Origin of the sequence: Panacibacter ginsenosidivorans, from assembly GCF_007971225.1 — a bacterium.
In the GTDB taxonomy this organism is placed as follows: Bacteria; Bacteroidota; Bacteroidia; order Chitinophagales; family Chitinophagaceae; genus Panacibacter; species Panacibacter ginsenosidivorans.
Genome location: NZ_CP042435.1, coordinates 2,333,095 through 2,351,840, shown reverse-complemented (window position 1 = coordinate 2,351,840; position 18,746 = coordinate 2,333,095). Strand labels below are relative to the sequence as shown.

The 18,746-nt window shown below is 38.1% G+C and carries 15 protein-coding genes; 8 read left to right on the top strand and 7 right to left on the bottom strand.

Features of this window, described 5'->3' with window-relative positions:
- Window positions 1–7: 7 nt before the first annotated feature.
- Entirely contained in the window at window positions 8–1,621 is a 1,614-nt protein-coding gene (nadB, locus tag FRZ67_RS09835) for an L-aspartate oxidase (protein ID WP_147189381.1), read from the bottom strand.
- A gap of 607 nt (window positions 1,622–2,228) precedes the next feature.
- Here nadB and FRZ67_RS09830 point away from each other — a divergent pair.
- The 5 genes from FRZ67_RS09830 to FRZ67_RS09805 all read left to right on the top strand — a co-directional run bounded on the left by FRZ67_RS09830 (window position 2,229) and on the right by FRZ67_RS09805 (window position 10,096).
- Window positions 2,229–4,442, top strand: a complete 2,214-nt coding sequence (locus FRZ67_RS09830) for a hypothetical protein (protein ID WP_147189380.1) — start codon at window positions 2,229–2,231, stop codon at window positions 4,440–4,442.
- 84 nt (window positions 4,443–4,526) lie between these two features.
- A complete protein-coding gene (locus FRZ67_RS09825; protein WP_147189379.1) occupies window positions 4,527–4,838 on the top strand; it encodes a DUF1360 domain-containing protein in 312 nt (103 codons plus the stop codon).
- A 137-nt stretch (window positions 4,839–4,975) separates the two neighbouring features.
- Window positions 4,976–5,233: a hypothetical protein gene (locus FRZ67_RS09820; RefSeq protein WP_147189378.1), complete on the top strand. Its 258-nt coding sequence runs from the start codon at window positions 4,976–4,978 to the stop codon at window positions 5,231–5,233.
- Between the two features lie 290 nt (window positions 5,234–5,523).
- The gene (locus tag FRZ67_RS09810) at window positions 5,524–9,366 is read left to right on the top strand and encodes a methylmalonyl-CoA mutase family protein (RefSeq protein ID WP_225975569.1); all 3,843 of its coding nucleotides are present in this window, start codon (window positions 5,524–5,526) and stop codon (window positions 9,364–9,366) included.
- Window positions 9,367–9,628: 262 nt separating this feature from the next.
- Window positions 9,629–10,096: a hypothetical protein gene (locus tag FRZ67_RS09805; RefSeq protein WP_225975568.1), complete on the top strand. Its 468-nt coding sequence runs from the start codon at window positions 9,629–9,631 to the stop codon at window positions 10,094–10,096.
- Between the two features lie 191 nt (window positions 10,097–10,287).
- Here the strand turns inward: FRZ67_RS09805 and FRZ67_RS09800 are convergent, their stop codons facing one another.
- Window positions 10,288–10,752: a PA2169 family four-helix-bundle protein gene (locus FRZ67_RS09800; protein WP_147189377.1), complete on the bottom strand. Its 465-nt coding sequence runs from the start codon at window positions 10,750–10,752 to the stop codon at window positions 10,288–10,290.
- A 204-nt stretch (window positions 10,753–10,956) separates the two neighbouring features.
- Between FRZ67_RS09800 and FRZ67_RS09795 the strand changes: the two genes are divergently transcribed.
- The 3 genes from FRZ67_RS09795 (at window position 10,957) to FRZ67_RS09785 (ending at window position 14,528) form a co-directional block, all read left to right on the top strand.
- Window positions 10,957–11,190 (top strand): DUF3820 family protein, encoded by a 234-nt coding sequence (locus FRZ67_RS09795; protein WP_147189376.1) that lies wholly within the window; start codon window positions 10,957–10,959, stop codon window positions 11,188–11,190.
- A gap of 227 nt (window positions 11,191–11,417) precedes the next feature.
- Entirely contained in the window at window positions 11,418–11,843 is a 426-nt protein-coding gene (locus FRZ67_RS09790; protein WP_147189375.1) for a hypothetical protein, read from the top strand.
- Window positions 11,844–12,026: 183 nt separating this feature from the next.
- Window positions 12,027–14,528, top strand: a complete 2,502-nt coding sequence (locus tag FRZ67_RS09785) for a phosphocholine-specific phospholipase C (RefSeq protein WP_147189374.1) — start codon at window positions 12,027–12,029, stop codon at window positions 14,526–14,528.
- 162 nt (window positions 14,529–14,690) lie between these two features.
- On the opposite strand, the gene FRZ67_RS09780 is transcribed toward FRZ67_RS09785, so the two are convergent.
- The 5 genes from FRZ67_RS09780 to FRZ67_RS09760 all read right to left on the bottom strand — a co-directional run bounded on the left by FRZ67_RS09780 (window position 14,691) and on the right by FRZ67_RS09760 (window position 18,623).
- A complete protein-coding gene (locus FRZ67_RS09780; protein ID WP_147189373.1) occupies window positions 14,691–15,074 on the bottom strand; it encodes a hypothetical protein in 384 nt (127 codons plus the stop codon).
- 149 nt (window positions 15,075–15,223) lie between these two features.
- The gene (locus FRZ67_RS09775; protein WP_147189372.1) at window positions 15,224–15,721 is read right to left on the bottom strand and encodes a hypothetical protein; all 498 of its coding nucleotides are present in this window, start codon (window positions 15,719–15,721) and stop codon (window positions 15,224–15,226) included.
- Window positions 15,722–16,000: 279 nt separating this feature from the next.
- Window positions 16,001–16,924: an NAD(P)-dependent oxidoreductase gene (locus FRZ67_RS09770; RefSeq protein WP_147189371.1), complete on the bottom strand. Its 924-nt coding sequence runs from the start codon at window positions 16,922–16,924 to the stop codon at window positions 16,001–16,003.
- Entirely contained in the window at window positions 16,921–17,688 is a 768-nt protein-coding gene (rsmA, locus tag FRZ67_RS09765) for a 16S rRNA (adenine(1518)-N(6)/adenine(1519)-N(6))-dimethyltransferase RsmA (protein WP_147189370.1), read from the bottom strand. Before rsmA ends, FRZ67_RS09770 begins: the two co-directional genes overlap by 4 nt.
- A 146-nt stretch (window positions 17,689–17,834) precedes the next feature.
- Window positions 17,835–18,623, bottom strand: a complete 789-nt coding sequence (locus tag FRZ67_RS09760; protein ID WP_147189369.1) for a universal stress protein — start codon at window positions 18,621–18,623, stop codon at window positions 17,835–17,837.
- Window positions 18,624–18,746 lie beyond the last annotated feature (123 nt).

Below are 18,746 nucleotides of genomic sequence, written 5' to 3'. Positions count from 1 at the left end.
TTTCTGTTTACAATACTACATTCTGTAAAAGCACACTCTTTTGAGGATGATCTGTATTAAAGTGAAGACCCCTGCTTTCTTTTCTGAATTGCGCACCTTTTACTATAAGATAACCAACAGTAATCAAACTTCTTAGTTCGCAAAGTTGGGGAGAAACTTTTGTGTTCTCATATAACTGCTCAGTTTCTTCATGCAGAAGATCTATTCTTTTCATCGCACGTTCTAAACGCACATCAGTGCGAACGATACCTACATAATCACTCATGATCTGCTGAAGTTCTTTTAAACTCTGTGTTATCAGGATCATTTCTTTGGGATCTGTAGTGCCACTGGCATTCCAGTCAGGAATATTAATTTGTAAAGACGCATTGTCAATCTCTTTTTGTTTCAATATCTCAACAGCATCAAGATATGCCCGGTGACTAAATACCATTGCTTCCAGTAAACTGTTACTTGCAAGCCTGTTTGCTCCATGTAATCCTGTGCTGGCACATTCACCTGCTGCATATAAATTCAGTATAGATGTTCTTGCCCACTCATCGGTTTTTATTCCGCCGCAACTATAATGCGCAGCAGGTGCTACAGGTATCATTTGTTTCATTACATCAATGCCAATGCTTTTACATTTTTCATAAATGTTGGGAAAATGATGAATGAATTTTTTTTCATCCATATGCCTGCAGTCAAGATACACATGCTCTGTACCCGTACGCTTCATTTCACTGTCTATGGCACGTGCAACAATATCGCGGGGTGCAAGATCTCTGCGTATATCATATCGCTCCATAAAAGCTTCGCCATCTTTGGTACGCAGTATACCTCCATCGCCACGTACTGCTTCTGTTATCAGAAATGATGGAGATACACCGGGTTCATACAATGCTGTGGGATGGAATTGAATGAACTCCATATTTTCTATTTTGCCTTTCGCTCTATATACCATAGCTACACCATCACCCGTTGCTATCTTTGGATTTGTTGTTGTTCTGTAAGCTTGCCCACAACCACCGCTTGCAAGTAATGTAATATTGGCAATAATCTTTTCGATATTATTAGAGCGAAGATTTAACACATACACACCATAGCAGGTAATATCAGTTGTTGATTTTGTTACAAGATAACCAAGGTGATGCTGCGTAATAATATCAACCACAAAGCAATGATTGATGAGTTCAATATTTTTATGTTGCTTCACTTGCAAGAGCAACGCTCTTTCCATTTCCTTCCCCGTTACATCTTTGTGATGTAATATCCGGTGCTCGCTGTGGCCGCCTTCCATACCCAATGCATATTCGCCGCTTTCTGTTTTATCAAACTGTGCACCGTATTCAATAATTTCTTTAATGCGTTCAGGTCCTTCTTTTACAACAATCTCCACTACATTTTCATTACATAAACCATCACCTGCAATTAATGTATCCTCTATATGTTTTTCATAACTGTCATTCTCTTCATCCCACACGCCTGCAACACCACCTTGCGCATACTTGGTATTTGTTTCATCTGCCTGTGTTTTTGTTATAACAATAACTTTCTTTTCCGGAAAAGCTTTCGCCACTTTCAAAGCATAAGTCAATCCTGCAATTCCTGAACCGATCACTAAAAAATCTGTTTGCTGCATGCGTTATTTTTTTGTTACCAGCTTTTGTTTTTTATGGCATCTCCTGTTGTGTCACTCACTTGTACGTTCGGAAGAAAAGCAACAAGTTCCCGAGTTCGCTGTTTCAAAAATTTCAGAGTTGTTAAACACCTTGAACTCGTAAACATGTAAACTGATGAAACTTTTTCAACAAGTACAAGAGTGCGACGCAACAAAAGCCCAATCTTTATTCTGCTGTGCGGTACAAAATAATTGTATACCATTTTTAAAATGCAAATCTACTAATGCAAGATTGTAATATTATAAGATTTCCTTTCACTTCATTTACGGTGTGAGTAAAACTACTTAAAAGTATTCGTGGAAAATCACCATGCATTTTGTGTATAATCACCTTGTACAGGCTTTACAATCGTATTTACTTTGTGTTTCGAAAATGAACGTTGCCCGTTTTAGTCCAACATAACTTTTTAATTGCCGACGAATGAAAACCACCACCTATTCTAGCCAATGAAAACCACTCAACCAACAGACCATTACCACTGCATGCGCCATTCCCACTAGGGAATGGCCATGAAGTTGGTAAACAAAAATCTTCGCTTACCTATTTTTTACACCATAATCATCAACAATGAAAAATTACGATCAAAAGGAATTACAATTCCATGTGCAGTTTGACGAAAAACCAAACGAAGCTATTAATTACCAGGTTGCTGTATTTGACAGAAACAAACAACTTGTGTATCAGTCACCTGTTAGTGAAAATTATTTTTCACTTCCTTTTTCTTCAGAAGATGCAAGAACAAAGCGCATTTTCTTAACGCCTTATATCGATCAGAGAAAAACAAAGCTTTCGCTTGATAATCTTGAGAAAGGCGGTAATTACGAAATAAGCATTCCGAGAGAAATTCCTTCTGAAGGACCAATTGTACTTAATCCTATTCCAAATTACATCTGGTGCTGGTGGCTGTTTTGTACGTGCCATATCAGGGGCCGTGTATTTAACTATTGTGGCGACAAATACCAGCCTGTTTACAAAGCAAGGGTGCATATTTGCGAAGTAGATCCTATCTACTGGTATATTTATAAATTGCCTGATGTAGAAATTTTAAAACTGCGTGATGATATACTTGCCAAGGCAATTAACTGGCACCTTCCCGATCCGCCACCAGACCAGGTTATAAGAGTAAACCCAGCCATAAAGAATTTAGCCGCTACTACGGGCAAAACTGCTATGCGTACTGCAGCTTTTAAAGAAGATGCAGCAATAAGCAAAACGGCTGCAGATCTTTCAATGTCTCTTCCGCAACAAAATATTACATCGCTTTATTCCAATTCATCTTACCTGGTAAAAGATTACCTGTTGCAGAATTATAAGTTGCTTTATCCATACTGGTGCTGGCTGTACCCCTGGTGGCTTACCTGCACTGAAGTTGCAGTGGTTGAAACAGATGCCAATGGTTGGTTTGAAGCTGATATGTGGTACTTATGCTGCGGCGATAAACCGGATTTGTATTTCAGTGTTGAATATCTTATAAATGGCGTATGGACTTATGTTTATAATCCCGGTCTTTCTTGCGGTACACATTGGGATTATGCATGCAATACCGAAGTAGATATTTATGTAAATGACCAACGTATACCATGTCCTAATACACCAACTATATACGGTAACAAAGTTGTGGTAACAACATTAGGTAATAATATCAATGCAAGTCGTGTTGCCCAAAGCGGGACAGACTTTGGTCTTGCTCCTGATCTCTGGTATGGTCACAGCAATACAGGTCCTTTCAGTGGAAGTATTGAACCACATGTAATGTTTGGTGATGCGTTAACAGGCATTGGTGTTAAATATTATCGCTGGAGATATAAAGCTCATGCGGACGCGGATATAGAAGCCAACTGGCATAATATGAATCAAAGTGTTGACCGCTATTATTTTCATGAAAGTCCTGACAGTTTCCTTACCTATAATTTAGGCCCTAAAGCTTACCAGACTGGTACAACTACACCATTAGTTAATGCTGACCTTTTTGAAATACAAACAGAAAATGTTCCGGCGCCAGGTATCAATACATGGTTTACACTTAATGCAAGAACAGATACCGCCACTGCGTACTTGAATACTTATCCATTAAATACTTTTGACATCAATGGTCACGTAACAGCATTTGCAGATGGGTTGTATGATCTTAAATTAGAGTTCTATGATGCAACTGGTGCACAGGTTAACCTCTCTGCATTGGGCACAACTTTAGAAGTATTAGATCCAACAAAAACTGCGGCATTCACGGATCCATTTATTGATGCAGTTCCTGCACCCGCGGTAAACCAATTGCTTGATGCAAGTAATAACCTGCTTGGTTTTAAAATGACCATAAGAGTTGACAATAATCCAACGCATGCAGTTATTCATGAAACTACTGTAGGCACACATGCTGCAGGGCCATGCGGTATGATTCCTTATCATCATAAAAACACAGCATTGGCACATATTGCATTCGAAGCTTTCCAGAAAAATGATTTTGCATATTTTGATTTCAGTATCACAAAAGGAAGTTCTGGTCATGTGCACGATGTATCTGGTAATGTAAGCAATTCACCTGCTGTTACAGTGCTTGATAATGGTGCAGCTTCCGCAGAAGCGTATTCTTATAATGGCACTACTGACCAGTTTGATTCTGACAAACATGTTAGCACTTTATTGGGAACCTGCGATGATGCAGCTTTTGCTGAAGTGCTTAATGTATATGCAACTGCCACTGATGGATGGGGCCGCATTGGTTATGATTCAAGCGATGTAAAAGCGTTTGCACTTGTTCACAACACTAATGTAAATCCATAACAGTAACATTAAAAGCAGGGCAGGTCATAATAAACCTGCCCATGCTTTTAGTTCAGAATATTTAGAAGTATATTTATTTAGCTGATGAATATTCTTTATCTCATATTATCTGTTTTAGCGGTCTGGCGCATTACCCATATGCTGGGTAAGGAAGACGGCCCGTTCGATATTATTTTTTTAATGCGCAAAAGAGCAGGAGCAGGTTTTTTCGGAAGCCTGCTCGACTGCTTTTATTGCTTAAGCATCTGGATAGCATTACCATTTGGCATTTGGTTAGGCACAAACTGGTACGAAAAAATTTTAGTGTGGCTTGCGGTTTCCGGTGCCGCATGTTTATTAGAACAGGCAACTACAAAAAATGATCAGCCTCCAAAAACTGATTATTATGAAGATTAATTTTTTTGTATTTTGTATAATAGTTTTTTGAACCCGGCTACAAAATAATTATTAAGCACCTGTTGCGTCGCACACTTGTACGATAACAACATAACTCAACTTTGAAATATATACCTAAAGATAAAACATCATAACCTATGTGTAATTGCGGAAAAAAAAGAAACGAATACAGCCAGCAAAGCAATGTTGCAGCAACTCAACCAAAACCACAAATGATACCTGCGATGCAGCAAAACACTAACAGTGTTTTTGAATATACTGGTAAAACAGCATTAACAGTTATGGGTAGTATTACCGGCAGACGTTACCGTTTCAATCGTCCCGGTGATATGCAATCTATCGATCCACGTGACGCTGCAGGTATGATGGCTGTGCCTGTATTGCAGAGAAGATAATTTACGGTTGCAATAATCATTGAGGAGTTAAAACTGTTACAACATTTCATTTTATCCATACAGCGCATTTGCTATGCAGTGTGTTGTATGGATTTTTTGTTTAGTGTGTTATATAAAGTATTTGTTAGTAAACTTATTGCCGAAATATATGTTGCAGTAAAAGAGTGCGACGCAACGGAAGCTTAATGCTTATTCAGAAGCACGGGTCAAAATAATCTTCAAAACGATACTAACAATCGTTAACAGCAAATAGTAATTACGTAGTTTTGTGCGCTCTTAAACATTCAACTATGTCTTACACGCCTCAACATAAAATCAGGATTGTTACTGCAGCTTCGTTATTTGACGGCCACGATGCGGCTATTAATATTATGCGGCGGATTATGCAAAGCAAGGGAGCAGAGATCATTCATCTTGGGCATAACAGGTCTGTAGCCGAAATAGTAGAATGTGCTATTGAAGAAGATGCACAGGGGATTGCTATTACAAGTTACCAGGGGGGCCACGTGGAATTTTTTAAATACATGAAAGACCTGCTTGATGAAAATGGTTGCGGACATATCAAAATATTTGGTGGTGGTGGGGGAACAATTTTACCAAACGAGATACAGGAACTGCATCGCTATGGTATTACAAAAATTTATTCTCCTGATGATGGAAGACAAATGGGTTTGGAAGGAATGATCGAAGATGTAATAAAGCAATGCAGCCCCCTCCTGACCTCCCCCGGTGGGGGGAGAACCTGGCAAGACGATCCATTTTTCAAATCTTCTGAAAAATGGAATGGCAAATTGCCATTAGGAGAAGTAAAAGATATAAGAAGAGTTGCAAGGGCAATTACACTTGCTGAATTAGGAATCAAAAAAGAGAATGAGTATGATGGTTCTTCTATAACGGTTGGTCAGTTTAAAGCTGATCCGATCTTATATGGAAGTCTTAAGCAATTTGCATTAACTCATCGTAAAGAACCAACGATAGCAGAATCCTTATTGTGGGAAAGACTAAAAAGTAAAAAAGAAGGTTACAAATTCAGAAGACAACATATAATTGGACAATTCATAGCAGATTTTGTTTGCCTGGAAAAAGGATTAGTGATAGAGATCGATGGTAATTATCATCAATTACCTGAAATGAAAGTAAATGATGCAGAAAGGACAATCATGCTGAATGATCTTGGATTTGAGGTACTACGATTTATAAATGATGATATACTTTATAATATTAACGAAACGATAGAAAAAATCCATTCTACATTAAAAGGGCTTCCCACAAAACAATTTAATGAGGATAGTAACAATTTACAAAACTCTTCCCCCACCGGGGGAAGTTGGAAGGGGGCTGTACTTGGTATTACGGGCACAGGTGGCGCAGGAAAATCTTCTGTAACAGATGAAATCGTTCGTCGTTATTTGAATTCATTCAGTGATAAAACAATTGCTGTTATCTCAGTTGATCCATCCAAGAAAAAAACAGGTGGTGCTTTATTGGGAGATAGAATAAGAATGAATTCCATTCATCATCCACGTGCCTATATGCGCAGTCTTGCTACTAGAGAAAGTGATAAAGCATTAAGTGTGCATGTGCAGGAAGCGATTGATATTTGCAAAGAAGCTGCTTATGATTTTATTATTTTGGAAAGCGCAGGTGTAGGACAAAGTGATGCATCTATCCTTGATTTCTGCGATGTAAGCTTATATGTAATGACACCTGAATATGGTGCTGCATCTCAATTAGAGAAGATCAACATGCTTGACTATGCAGATGTAATTGCTATAAATAAATTTGATAAGGCAGGTGCGTTAGATGCATTGGCTGATGTGCGTAAACAATATAAACGCAATCATTCTTTGTGGACTGCAAAGGATGATGAGTTACCTGTAATTGGCACCATCGCTTCACAGTTTAATGATGCAGGTATTAATGAATTATTTGAAAAGCTTGTAATAGCTGTTGAAAAGAAGACAGGAATAAAATTTGGAACAACAGAACATGTTGCGCATAAGGATACAGTAAGCAAAGCAATGATCATTCCGCCTGCAAGAGTGCGTTACTTAAGTGAAATAACAGATGAGATAAAAAATTATAATCAACTGGTTATTGACCAGGCGGTTATTGCAACCAAATTATATCAACTGCATGGAGCGCTTGAAATACTGAAAGAAAAAAATGATTCCTCAATTATTAGTGCAATTGAATCACAGATCAATTTTTATACAGAACGATTAACGCCGGTAAGTAAAAAACTAATTCAGCACTGGCCTGAAAAGCTGAAAGCCTACCAACAGGATTTTTATGAATACAATGTGCGTGATAAAGTAATAAAGCAACCGATGTTTAGCAACAGTTTATCGGGCACAAGAATTTCAAAAGTTATTTTACCAAAATATAAAGACTGGGGTGATATCTTAAAATGGCAGGCACAGGAAAATGTACCTGGAAGTTTTCCATATACGGCTGGTGTGTTTCCATTGAAAAGAGAAGGCGAAGACCCGACACGCATGTTTGCCGGCGAAGGGGGACCAGAACGTACCAACAAACGTTTCCATTACGTATCACAAGGTCAGCCTGCAAAGCGTTTATCTACTGCGTTTGACAGCGTTACATTGTATGGAGAAGACCCTGCGCATCGACCCGATATTTATGGCAAGGTTGGTAATAGCGGTGTAAGCATTGCTACTGTAGATGATGCAAAAAAACTATACAGCGGCTTTGACCTTTGCGATCCTAAAACGTCTGTGAGTATGACCATTAATGGCCCTGCAGCTATGTTACTTGCATTTTTTATGAATGCCGCTATTGATCAGCAATGCGAAAAATGGATAGAAGCAAATGATCAATGGTCAATGATTAATGAAGCTTTTGAAAAAAAATATAAACACTTACCCAAACCGATTTACTATAACCCTTCTTCACCTGAAAGATTACCGGAAGGTAACAACGGACTTGGCTTAAAATCACTCGGCTTAAGTGGTGATGAAGTATTGCCAAAGGATGTATATGAGCAAATAAAAGCATCTGCATTATCACAGGTTCGTGGTACTGTCCAGGCAGATATTTTAAAAGAAGATCAGGCACAAAACACTTGTATCTTCTCCACTGAATTTGCATTAAAGTTGATGGGTGATGTGCAGCAATATTTTATTGAAAATAATGTGCGCAATTTTTACAGCGTAAGTATCAGTGGTTATCATATCGCTGAAGCTGGTGCCAATCCTGTAACACAGCTTGCATTTACATTAGCTAATGGCTTTACATATGTAGAATATTATTTAAGTCGCGGTATGCACATAGATGATTTTGCACCGAACTTGTCTTTCTTCTTCAGCAATGGGATGGATCCCGAATATAGTGTTATTGGCCGTGTTGCACGCCGCATCTGGGCTAAGGCAATGAAATATAAATACAAAGCCAACAAGCGTAGCCAGATGTTGAAATATCATATTCAAACAAGTGGCAGAAGTTTGCATGCACAGGAAATTGACTTCAACGATATACGCACCACCTTGCAGGCTTTGTACGCTATTTATGATAACTGTAATTCGTTACATACAAACGCTTATGATGAGGCGATTACAACGCCGACAGAAGAAAGTGTACGTCGTGCAATGGCTATACAACTAATCATCAACCGCGAACTTGGTACCGCAAAAAATGAAAATCCCAACCAAGGTGCTTTTCTTATAGAAGAGTTGACTGATCTTGTTGAGGAAGCCGTGATGAAAGAGTTTGACCGTATTACAGAACGTGGTGGTGTGCTTGGCGCCATGGAACGCATGTATCAGAGAAATAAAATTCAGGAAGAGAGTTTGCATTACGAGCATCTTAAACATACCGGCGAGTTGCCGCTTGTTGGTGTAAATACTTTTCTTAATAAAAAAGGTTCACCAACTATTATTCCTTCAGAAATTATACGCAGTACAAAAGAAGAAAAAGAACAACAGATTCAAAACCTGCAGGCGTTCTGGAAACGTAATGAAAATAAAAGTGCAGATGCACTAAAAAGACTGAAAGAAGTTGCTGTTAATAATGGCAACATTTTCGAACAATTAATGGAAACTGTAAAATACTGCAGCCTTGGTCAAATCACTCATGCATTGTATGAAGTAGGCGGACAATATAGGCGCAATATGTAGCCTCCTTTTATAATATGATTTTTCTGCAGGAGCTTTTTTCTCGCTAATCATTCCGTAATTTATAAGCTTGCCTACTGTTGAAACTTATTTAAAGCGTACAAGTGTGCGACGCAACGAAAGTTTAATAGCAGCAAAAATGTTTGGCTCAACATATTCTTCTCACATGCTATACTCAGTAAATTTTTTGCAGGAATTTTAAGTTTGCAAATCGCTTCAAAAAGTTAATGTTGCAAAAATATTTTTTACCAACAACTGCATAGAAATGAATACAGCGCCGGCAAACAATGTTTTGGCAACACAACAGTCAGCATCAGTAGAAATGCATACTTCGCAGGCAAATGAGCAGTCTTATTCCATACCGTTGCGTTACCGCAAAATGGAAAATCTGCATATTGTATTCTGGCTGTTCAAAGATATAAGCTGGTGTTTGGTTTGGAAGCCGCTTGGTATAGCGATGATATTTCCCACACTTATTATCTCTATCGTCATTGCGTGGCGAACGAAACAATATGTTTCAGAGCTATGTCATAATCTTGCCATCACAGTTTGGATAACAGCCAACTCTTACTGGATGATCTCTGAATTCTTTGGTTTCGATAGTAAAATTGTTTTTGGTGAAGTGGCGTATAAACATCTTGCTATTATTCCATTTTCAATGGGCGTACTAATTCTTGGTTATTATTATTTGTATTTTAAACCGCGGCATAAAGGTGAGGCAGAAACGATGTGAGAAATTTTATTTACACGGCAATTGTATAACTATTAAACTTTTGTTGCGTCGCACACTGCGGCGCTTTATTTTTTATTCAGCTAAGCATACTATAAATTTTGCTTGTTAATAAAAAAGGCATGCAATTATAGTGCATGCCTTTTTTAAATTGTGTTTTTAGGATGAGCAACGGCTGGCGTAAATAATAGCTATCAGGAAATAGCTTTTTGCATATCCCGCATTGCTTTAATTTCGTCGTGCGAAGCACGTAATGTTTGTTGCTGTTGCCCGATGAAATCACGTATCTCTGCTGGCAAATCCTCTGTTTCCATAGCATCTCTGTATGCCTTCTGGGCAGCATCTTCACCGGTTTCACATGATTCAAGTAATGATGTTCGGTCTTTACCTGTAAATGTTGCTTTTACATCCATCCATGCGCGGTAAAGCTTACCTGATACAGTGGTGCCATCCTGTGGCTCGCCACCCAATTGCAAAACGCGGTTGTGTAGTTCAGCGGTGAATTTGATACTTTCGCTTTTCATTTTGCTGAAAACAGTTTGCAGGCCTACATCAATCGTCTTTGCATTTTCAATTGCCTTATCATAACCTTCAATACGATCATTATTGATCTTTATAAGATCATTTAACACTTCGATGATTTCTTTTGATGATTTCATAGTTAAATATTTAGGTGAACGTTCTATAATACAAAATACATGCCCTATGCCATATCATTGGAAACAATTAACTAAATCGCTGAAAACAGCGTACTGATACACAGGAAAAAAATTTGTGCGGAATTAACTACACAAAAACTACTCATGATGCACATAATACAAAAACAATACTAATTTTATTTTGACCTTGTTATTTTTGCTACAATGGAAAATGACGCTCTGCAGCCTGATTCAGCAATGTTGACGCAACTTGTGCAGATGAAAATGCCTTTTGGGAAATACAAGGATGTAGTATTGTGTAATCTCCCCGTATCTTATCTGGAATGGTTTGGCAGAAAGGGTTTTCCAAAAGGTAAACTGGGCATGCTGCTGCAAACGATGTATGAAATAAAGCTTAATGGACTTGACTATTTATTAGAGCCTTTGAAGAAAAGATAACTTATTATTTATTTTATCCGTTCAGCTTGTAAAATTGACCATTCATATTTTATAAGCAGGTGTTTGAGATACGTGTTACTATTTTTATACTGTTTCCAGCCACGTGCATTCCGCACAATTAACCAAAGATTTTTTATTAATATTTCACAGGTATTTTTTAAATGCCTTTGATAATTGTTTGCTACAAACAGGATAATTTATTTACTCATATTTAAACATGCACAACTATGAAAAAATTTTTTGTTTTAATCATCGCTTTTATAGCAACCGGTTTGGTTTCAAAAGCACAATGCGAGGGAGCTACAAAATGGACCTGTACTAAAATGAAAGTTGTTGATGCTTCCGGAAACACGGTTCATGAAAAGGAAGAAAATGTAATAGTCGAAGTGGGAAGTAAAAACATAGAAGTAACACCGGAAGATCAGCAGGACCATATGACAGGTGCGGTAAGTGATTACAAATGTCAATGGCCCGAACCTGGAAAAAATGGTAAGACCATAGTTAAAGGTGAGGTTACTGATGCCGGTGGCAAACTGAGACACGCTACAATAACTATTGAAGGAATCAATGGGAAAATAACTATAACGTTAGAAGCCCCTGAAGAAACTACTAAAATAGTTCTTGACGTAAAAAGCTATGAAGCAGTAAAATAATTTTTTGATGATTCAGGGCTTGCAGTACAGGTGTGCGACGCAACGAAAGTTTAATAGCAGCAGTATAGCCGGGCTCATAAAAATAATATATTTGGTTACAGGTAATAATTTGATAAAACGTTTGTTTTCATCTCGGCTTATTATCTTCATTATCTTTCCGGTTTATGGGTAACCAAATATATTATGGATAACAGAAGAGATTTTATAAAGAAAGCCGCAATGCTTGCAGGCGGGGCAGGATTAATAAACATGTTGCCGCCTTCGGTGCAAAAAGCATTAGCTATAAATCCTGCACCCGGTACTACGTGGCAGGATGCAGAACATGTTGTTTTGCTGATGCAGGAGAACCGTTCTTTTGATCATTGCTTTGGTATGCTGAAAGGTGTGCGTGGCTTTAATGATCCGCGTGCAATAAAGTTACCTAATAATAATAAAGTATGGCTGCAGACAAATGCGAAGGGTGAAACCTATGCACCATTTCGTTTAAATATAAAAGATACCAAAGCAACATGGATGAGTTCATTGCCACATTCATGGAGTAACCAGGTTGATGCACGCAACAATGGTAAGTTTGATAAATGGCTTGATGCAAAGAGACCCGGAAAACCTTATGAAGATATACCCATGACGATGGGTTACTATACCCGGGAAGACATTCCGTTTTATTATGCAATGGCAGATGCATTTACTGTTTGTGATCAGCATTTTTGTTCATCACTTACAGGCACTACACCTAATCGTTTATTTTTCTGGACAGGAACTGTACGTGAAGATGCAAACCATAAAGCAAGGGTAAGAAATGCAGATACAGATTATGGCGTGGAAGCTGCATGGAAAACATTTCCGGAAAGACTGGAAGAGAATGGCGTATCATGGAAAATATACCAGAATGAAATAAGCGTAGGTGTTGGGTTTGAAGGCGAAGAAGAGGCATGGCTTGCCAACTTTACAGATAATCCTATTGAATGGTTCTCTCAGTATAAAGTGAAATTATCGAAAGGTTATCTTGATTATTTGCAAAAAGCAGAGCCGGTTATTCTGCAAAGAATCGAATCACTAAAAAGTAAAGTAGCCTCTGCAAATGCTGATGAACAAAAAAAGATCACTGAGCAAATTGCTGATCTTGAAAAACAATTAGCAATTGTAAAGGAAGACAAGAAAAATTTCACAAAAGAAAAATACGACCAGCTTTCTGCGTTTGAAAAAAATATTCATGATAAAGCTTTTACTACAAACAGTGGTGATGCGGCTTATCATGAACTTACAACATTAAAGTATAAACATAACGATAAGGATGAGACACTCTCCATCCCCAAAGGCGATGTATTACATCAATTTCGCAGCGATGTAGCCAATGGTAAATTGCCAACCGTGTCATGGATTGTGGCACCGGAAAATTTTTCTGATCATCCAACTTCACCGTGGTATGGTGCCTGGTATATTTCTGAAGTGATGGATATACTTACAAAAAATCCTGAAGTATGGAAGAAGACGATCTTTATTCTTACATACGATGAGAATGATGGCTGCTTTGATCATGTACCGCCGTTTGTGCCCCCACATAGTAAAAAGCCTTCAACGGGTTTGGTTACAGGCAATCTTGATACAACTGTTGAACAGGTAAGTCTCGAAGAGGATCTGAAATATTATCCAAAAGATGAAGCAAGAGAAAGCCCCATAGGGTTGGGTTATCGTGTACCACTTATTATTGCATCGCCGTGGAGCCGTGGCGGTTGGGTAAATTCGGAAGTGTTTGATCATACTTCTTCATTGCAGTTCCTGGAAAAATTTATCACCAATAAATTCAATAAAAAAATAGAAGAAACAAATATCAGTACATGGCGCAGGCATGTATGTGGAGATCTTACTTCTGTTTTCAGGCCATACAATGGCGAGCAAATTGATGCGCTTTCTTTTCCTTCAAAAGAGACATTTATTGAATCAATACACCAGGCAAAATTTAAAGCCATTCCTGATAACTTTAAAAATTTAACTGCGCAGGAAATTGCTGTAGCTAATAATAATCCATCAGTATCTCCATACATGCCGCAACAGGAAAAGGGTGTAAAGCCAGCCTGTGCATTGGCTTATGAATTATATGCAGACGGAAATTTAAGCGCTGATAGAAAGCAATATCAAATAAAACTAATAGCAGGCAATACTGTTTTTGGCAGCAATGCCAATGGTGCGCCGTTCCATGTTTACTCCTATAATAAAGAAGTTATAGTAAAAGCTTACACCGTTACTGCAGGCAATGAATTGCAGGATGCATGGCCACTTACAGGGAATGGCAATTACGATCTGCATGTGTACGCCCCCAATGGTTTTTACCGTGCCTTCACCGGCGATGCAAATGATCCGCGTTTGAAAGCACAACTGAAATATGAATTTGAAAAGGGAAATTCAAATGCACTTACAGGCAATCTAATTCTTTCTTTGTATAATGTAAGCAGCAAAGATCTTGCGGTGCAGATAAAAGACAACGCTTATCACAATCCAGTACAAACAACATTGATACAGGCAAGTTCACAGGAGATCATAACACTTAATCTGGGTAACAGTGCTGGCTGGTATGATATAAGTATAACGGTTGATGGCAGCAATACTTTTCTGAAAAGATTTGCAGGACATATAGATACCGGTAAACATAGTTTCACTGACCCATTGATGGGCGGAACTGTCTAAAAAATTTTATGAACCCCACGGTTGAATATCCATGAAGCTTTTGTTGCGTCGCACTCTTGTACGTTTTAAAATATATGCAGCAAGGGGTTCCTCCCATTGACAGCGATTACATTTACCGCAAGATGTTCTTAAATCAATTTAAAAAAGAAAATAGCCGGCGTATTAAGATATTCTTTTGATGGTTAATTCTATTGTACCATGATTATTCCAGTACATAAATATTAAATCATTTGCGTAAAAATATAAATTACCTGCTTTGCAAAATTTGATATTGCTTTTTTGGCCAATTAAATACTTGCGGCCTGATTTATCAACGGTACCAATCAAAGCAAACCACTTGTTTTTAAATGATCGTCTGAATATTGTTGCAAGCGTTAATGCCCAATAACTATAACCATCAGCAGTGCATTCAATGCCTGCATCTTTCCATGTACCAATAGCTTCAAAATAATATTCTTCTTTAGCGAGCACCGATAATCCAGTTGAATTCCATTTAAGTTTAGAATCAATAATAAACTTTTTCTGTTCTCCAATGTTGAGGTGCATAAAAAATTGGCGGTAACGTGAAAGTGTTTATGAAGTTGTGGAATTTGAAAAACGTCAGTTTCAATTAACCACACAAGCAAAATAGCGATTTTAAGTCGAATGCTTAACGTCCCGCCACAATTTTATAAACACACTGTTGCATGCAGTTTTTATCCCACGATTAGCAGCAATATTTGATTGTCGTTTTGCACCTTGCTTAAATTGTCCCGCAATACTTCGATAGCTTCAAGTGTCAACTTTGCTGTTTCTTCATCACCTTCCTCTGAAAAGTTTTGATTGAATTGTTGAATTTCTGCCAGTGAATAATGAGCCGTGTCAAGTTGATTAATAAAAGCGTTTTTTTGATTATTAGTGAGCAAGAAATGAGAGGTTCCTCTTTTGTCAATAAGTTCTTTTGCTATGTCGTCATATTCGTTTTGCGTTAAGTCAATGTTTTTTTCTTCTTGCAGATAGACAAGTAAGTTCGCATAAACGTATCCGGAACCGTCAAATCCTTTCAACTCTTTCGCATTATTCGACAAATAGTCCCGATAATTATCTGTCACTTTCTTGCTGAAAAGACTTTTCTTCACAATGATTTCTGCGCTCTTTTTTAGTTCATCCAGTTTAGAAGTGTCCAATAAATAAAATGAAGCGATTGCAGACATAAGCTTGTTCTTAATTTTTTTGTCCCGTTTTGGAAAGTTTAAGGTGTCACAGAAAATTGCATGCAACGTGTGTATTGGCGCGATAAATTTATAGAAGAATATTGATTTTCAATAATAATCTATTGCGCAAATACAACTTTGGGCTTTCGTTTTTAAACGTTTCTAAACGTTTAAAAACGGATAGAATTATCACGCTCTTTTTATTCACCATTGTTACAACGGTACAAGAGTGCGACGCAACATAAGCCTAATAGAATTACTGCAGCTTAGTACAAAAAATTAAATATCCAGTTTATCCAACACGATCTTAGCCATTAAATAATATGCTTCATGGCTGTAACCTGCAATATGTGGAGTAATAATTACACTAGGTTGCGCACATAACCAATCGAGTTGCTCTTGTTGCGCAGTAGTAAGTGTTTCCAGCTTTTCATTTTCCAGCACATCTAATGCAGCGGCTTTTATTTTGTTTTGTTTTAGTGCTTCAATAAGTGCGGCCGTGTCAGTAACCTTGCCGCGGCAGGTGGTGAGAAAATATGGCGGTTGTTTAAATGCATTAAAAAAATCTGCATTGGCATAATGATGTGTTTCTTCGGTAAGGGGTATATGCATACTGATGACATCTGCATAACGAAAGATCTGCTCAGGTGCCGCTTCACGTATGTAGTCATGCGCATAGCCATCTTTGTATTTATCGTGTGCAAGCACCGTAACATTAAATGGCGCCAGCAATTTTGCAAAGGAAGAGCCTGTATTACCAAAGCCAATGATACCAACTGTCTTGCCGCTTAGTTCTGTGCCACGGTTGGCATCGCGAATCCATTTGCCCTGTTTTACTTCATCGTAACTGCTGCTGATCTTATTCATAAGATTGAGCAGCAAGCCAAGCGTGTGTTCTGCTACAGCATTGCGGTTGCCTTCAGGGCTGCTTACACATTTGATGCCTTTGCTTTCTGCATAAGGCACATCTATCAATTCCATGCCGCTGCCGAGACGACCGATCCATTTTAGTTGCGCTGCTTCATCCAAAATATTTTTGTCGATCTTCAGTCGTGTGGTGATAATAAGACCCTCGATATCTTTTATGGTAACAGCAAGTTCATCATAACTAATGGTTGGCTGAAACAATACTTCGTAGCCGCTGTTTTGTAAACGTTCTGTAAGGTGTTCATGTACTTTGGCAGTGACTAAAACTTTTCTCATTGCATCTTAAAAGTTAGTGCGGCAAAATCATCAATGCTTAATTGTTCTGCACGCTTATTAAAAATATCATCTTTCAAAACATCTTCGGAGAATAAACTTCTGGTGGCGTTGCGTAATGTTTTGCGGCGCTGGTTAAATGCAGCTTTTACGAGAACAAAAAATGATCTTTTATTTTTCATCTCTAATGCTTCATTCTTCATTGTTAATTTGATTACGCCGCTCATTACTTTTGGCGGTGGATTAAAACAGCCGGGTGCCACATCAAACAAATATTCCACTTCATAAAAGGCCTGCGTTAAAACACTCATGATGCCATATACTTTGCTGCCAGGTTTGGAAGCGATGCGTTGCGCCACTTCTTTCTGGAACATGCCGATCATTACGGGCACGAGTTCTTTCCATTCCAATACTTTAAAAACGATCTGCGTGGAAATATTGTAAGGGAAATTTCCTACTACAATAAATGGTGCTGCATAAGGTGCATCTACATCTAAAAAACTCTGGTGAATAATCTTGTCTTTTATTGCCGGATAAGTATGTTCGAGATAAGCTACTTTTTCATCATCGAGTTCCACTGCTTTAAAATCAATACCCGGGATCTGTAAAATGTATTTTGTAATGGCACCTGCCCCTGGCCCGACTTCCAGAACATTATGAATAGCAGTATTTGTAATGGTTTGCTGCAATGCATCCACTATCTTATGGCAAATGTTTTCATCTTTTAAAAAATGCTGACCCAGTGATTTTTTTAGTGTGTATTGCATGCGGGGCAAAAATAGTTGATTGGGGTGAATGCTGAGTGGTCAATGGTGAAAGGTGAAAAGTGAAAATTCAGGGGGAATAAAATTATCATAAAATAAAAGCCCGGCACATTTTTTTGCACCGGGCTTTTAAAAGACTTAAAACTTTTTTACTCATGCACTACCAGCAAAGGCACATGGCTTTGAAATGCCATTTTTTTGGTATGGCTGTTTTTAAAGAGCCTGCTAAAAAGTGAATGCTCCCTGTGTACATTAATAACAAGGTCAATATTTTTATCTTCTGCAAACTGGTTAATGGCATCTTCTATTTCAAAGAGGCGAAGGAAATAAAACTCAGGGTTATACTCACTGAACATTTCATCCAGTTTGTTTCTTTCTGCACGGGCTTCTTCTGAAAGCTCTATATAATGTTCTTCGTTTACATTGATCACATGCAGATTCAGGTTAAACTCTTTCAATATCTTTTTAATGGGAGCTGAAGGTGTGGTTCCTACAACATTCTTAAGATCTGTTGCCAGCAATACATTTTTCATTCCTTTGTATTTACTGTTTTCCGGTACAATTAATACCGGTATATATTTATTTTCGGCAAGCTTTAATGCATTGCTGCCCATAAAACGCTGCTCTCTGCTGGAGCGTCCGCCGGTAATACCCATTATTACAAGATCTGCTTCCCTGTGCCTTGCAAGTTTTTCAAGTTCTTCTAAAAATTCATCTGTTCTTTCTGCCAGCAAGGTTATATTTAAAGGGGTTATCTCCAGAAGCCTGTTCTTAAGATTACCAAGGTTTTCAAGGCTGTTCTCTTCACCTAATTCTGTATCGTAACAATGGTAAAGAATGATTTCAACACCATAATGGCCTGCAAGGAACCTGGCTGCATATTCAGCGGCATTTAAAGACGTATCAGAGAAGTCAATAGGAACAATTACTGTTTTCATTTGCTGGTTTTTTTTGGTGGTGTAAAAATAGCGGTCGCAATTGTCTTATAAAAATCGGAATGAAGATATTATTTTTTACACAACAGATACCGCTAAGTTTGAAGTTTACGCCGTTTAAAGTTT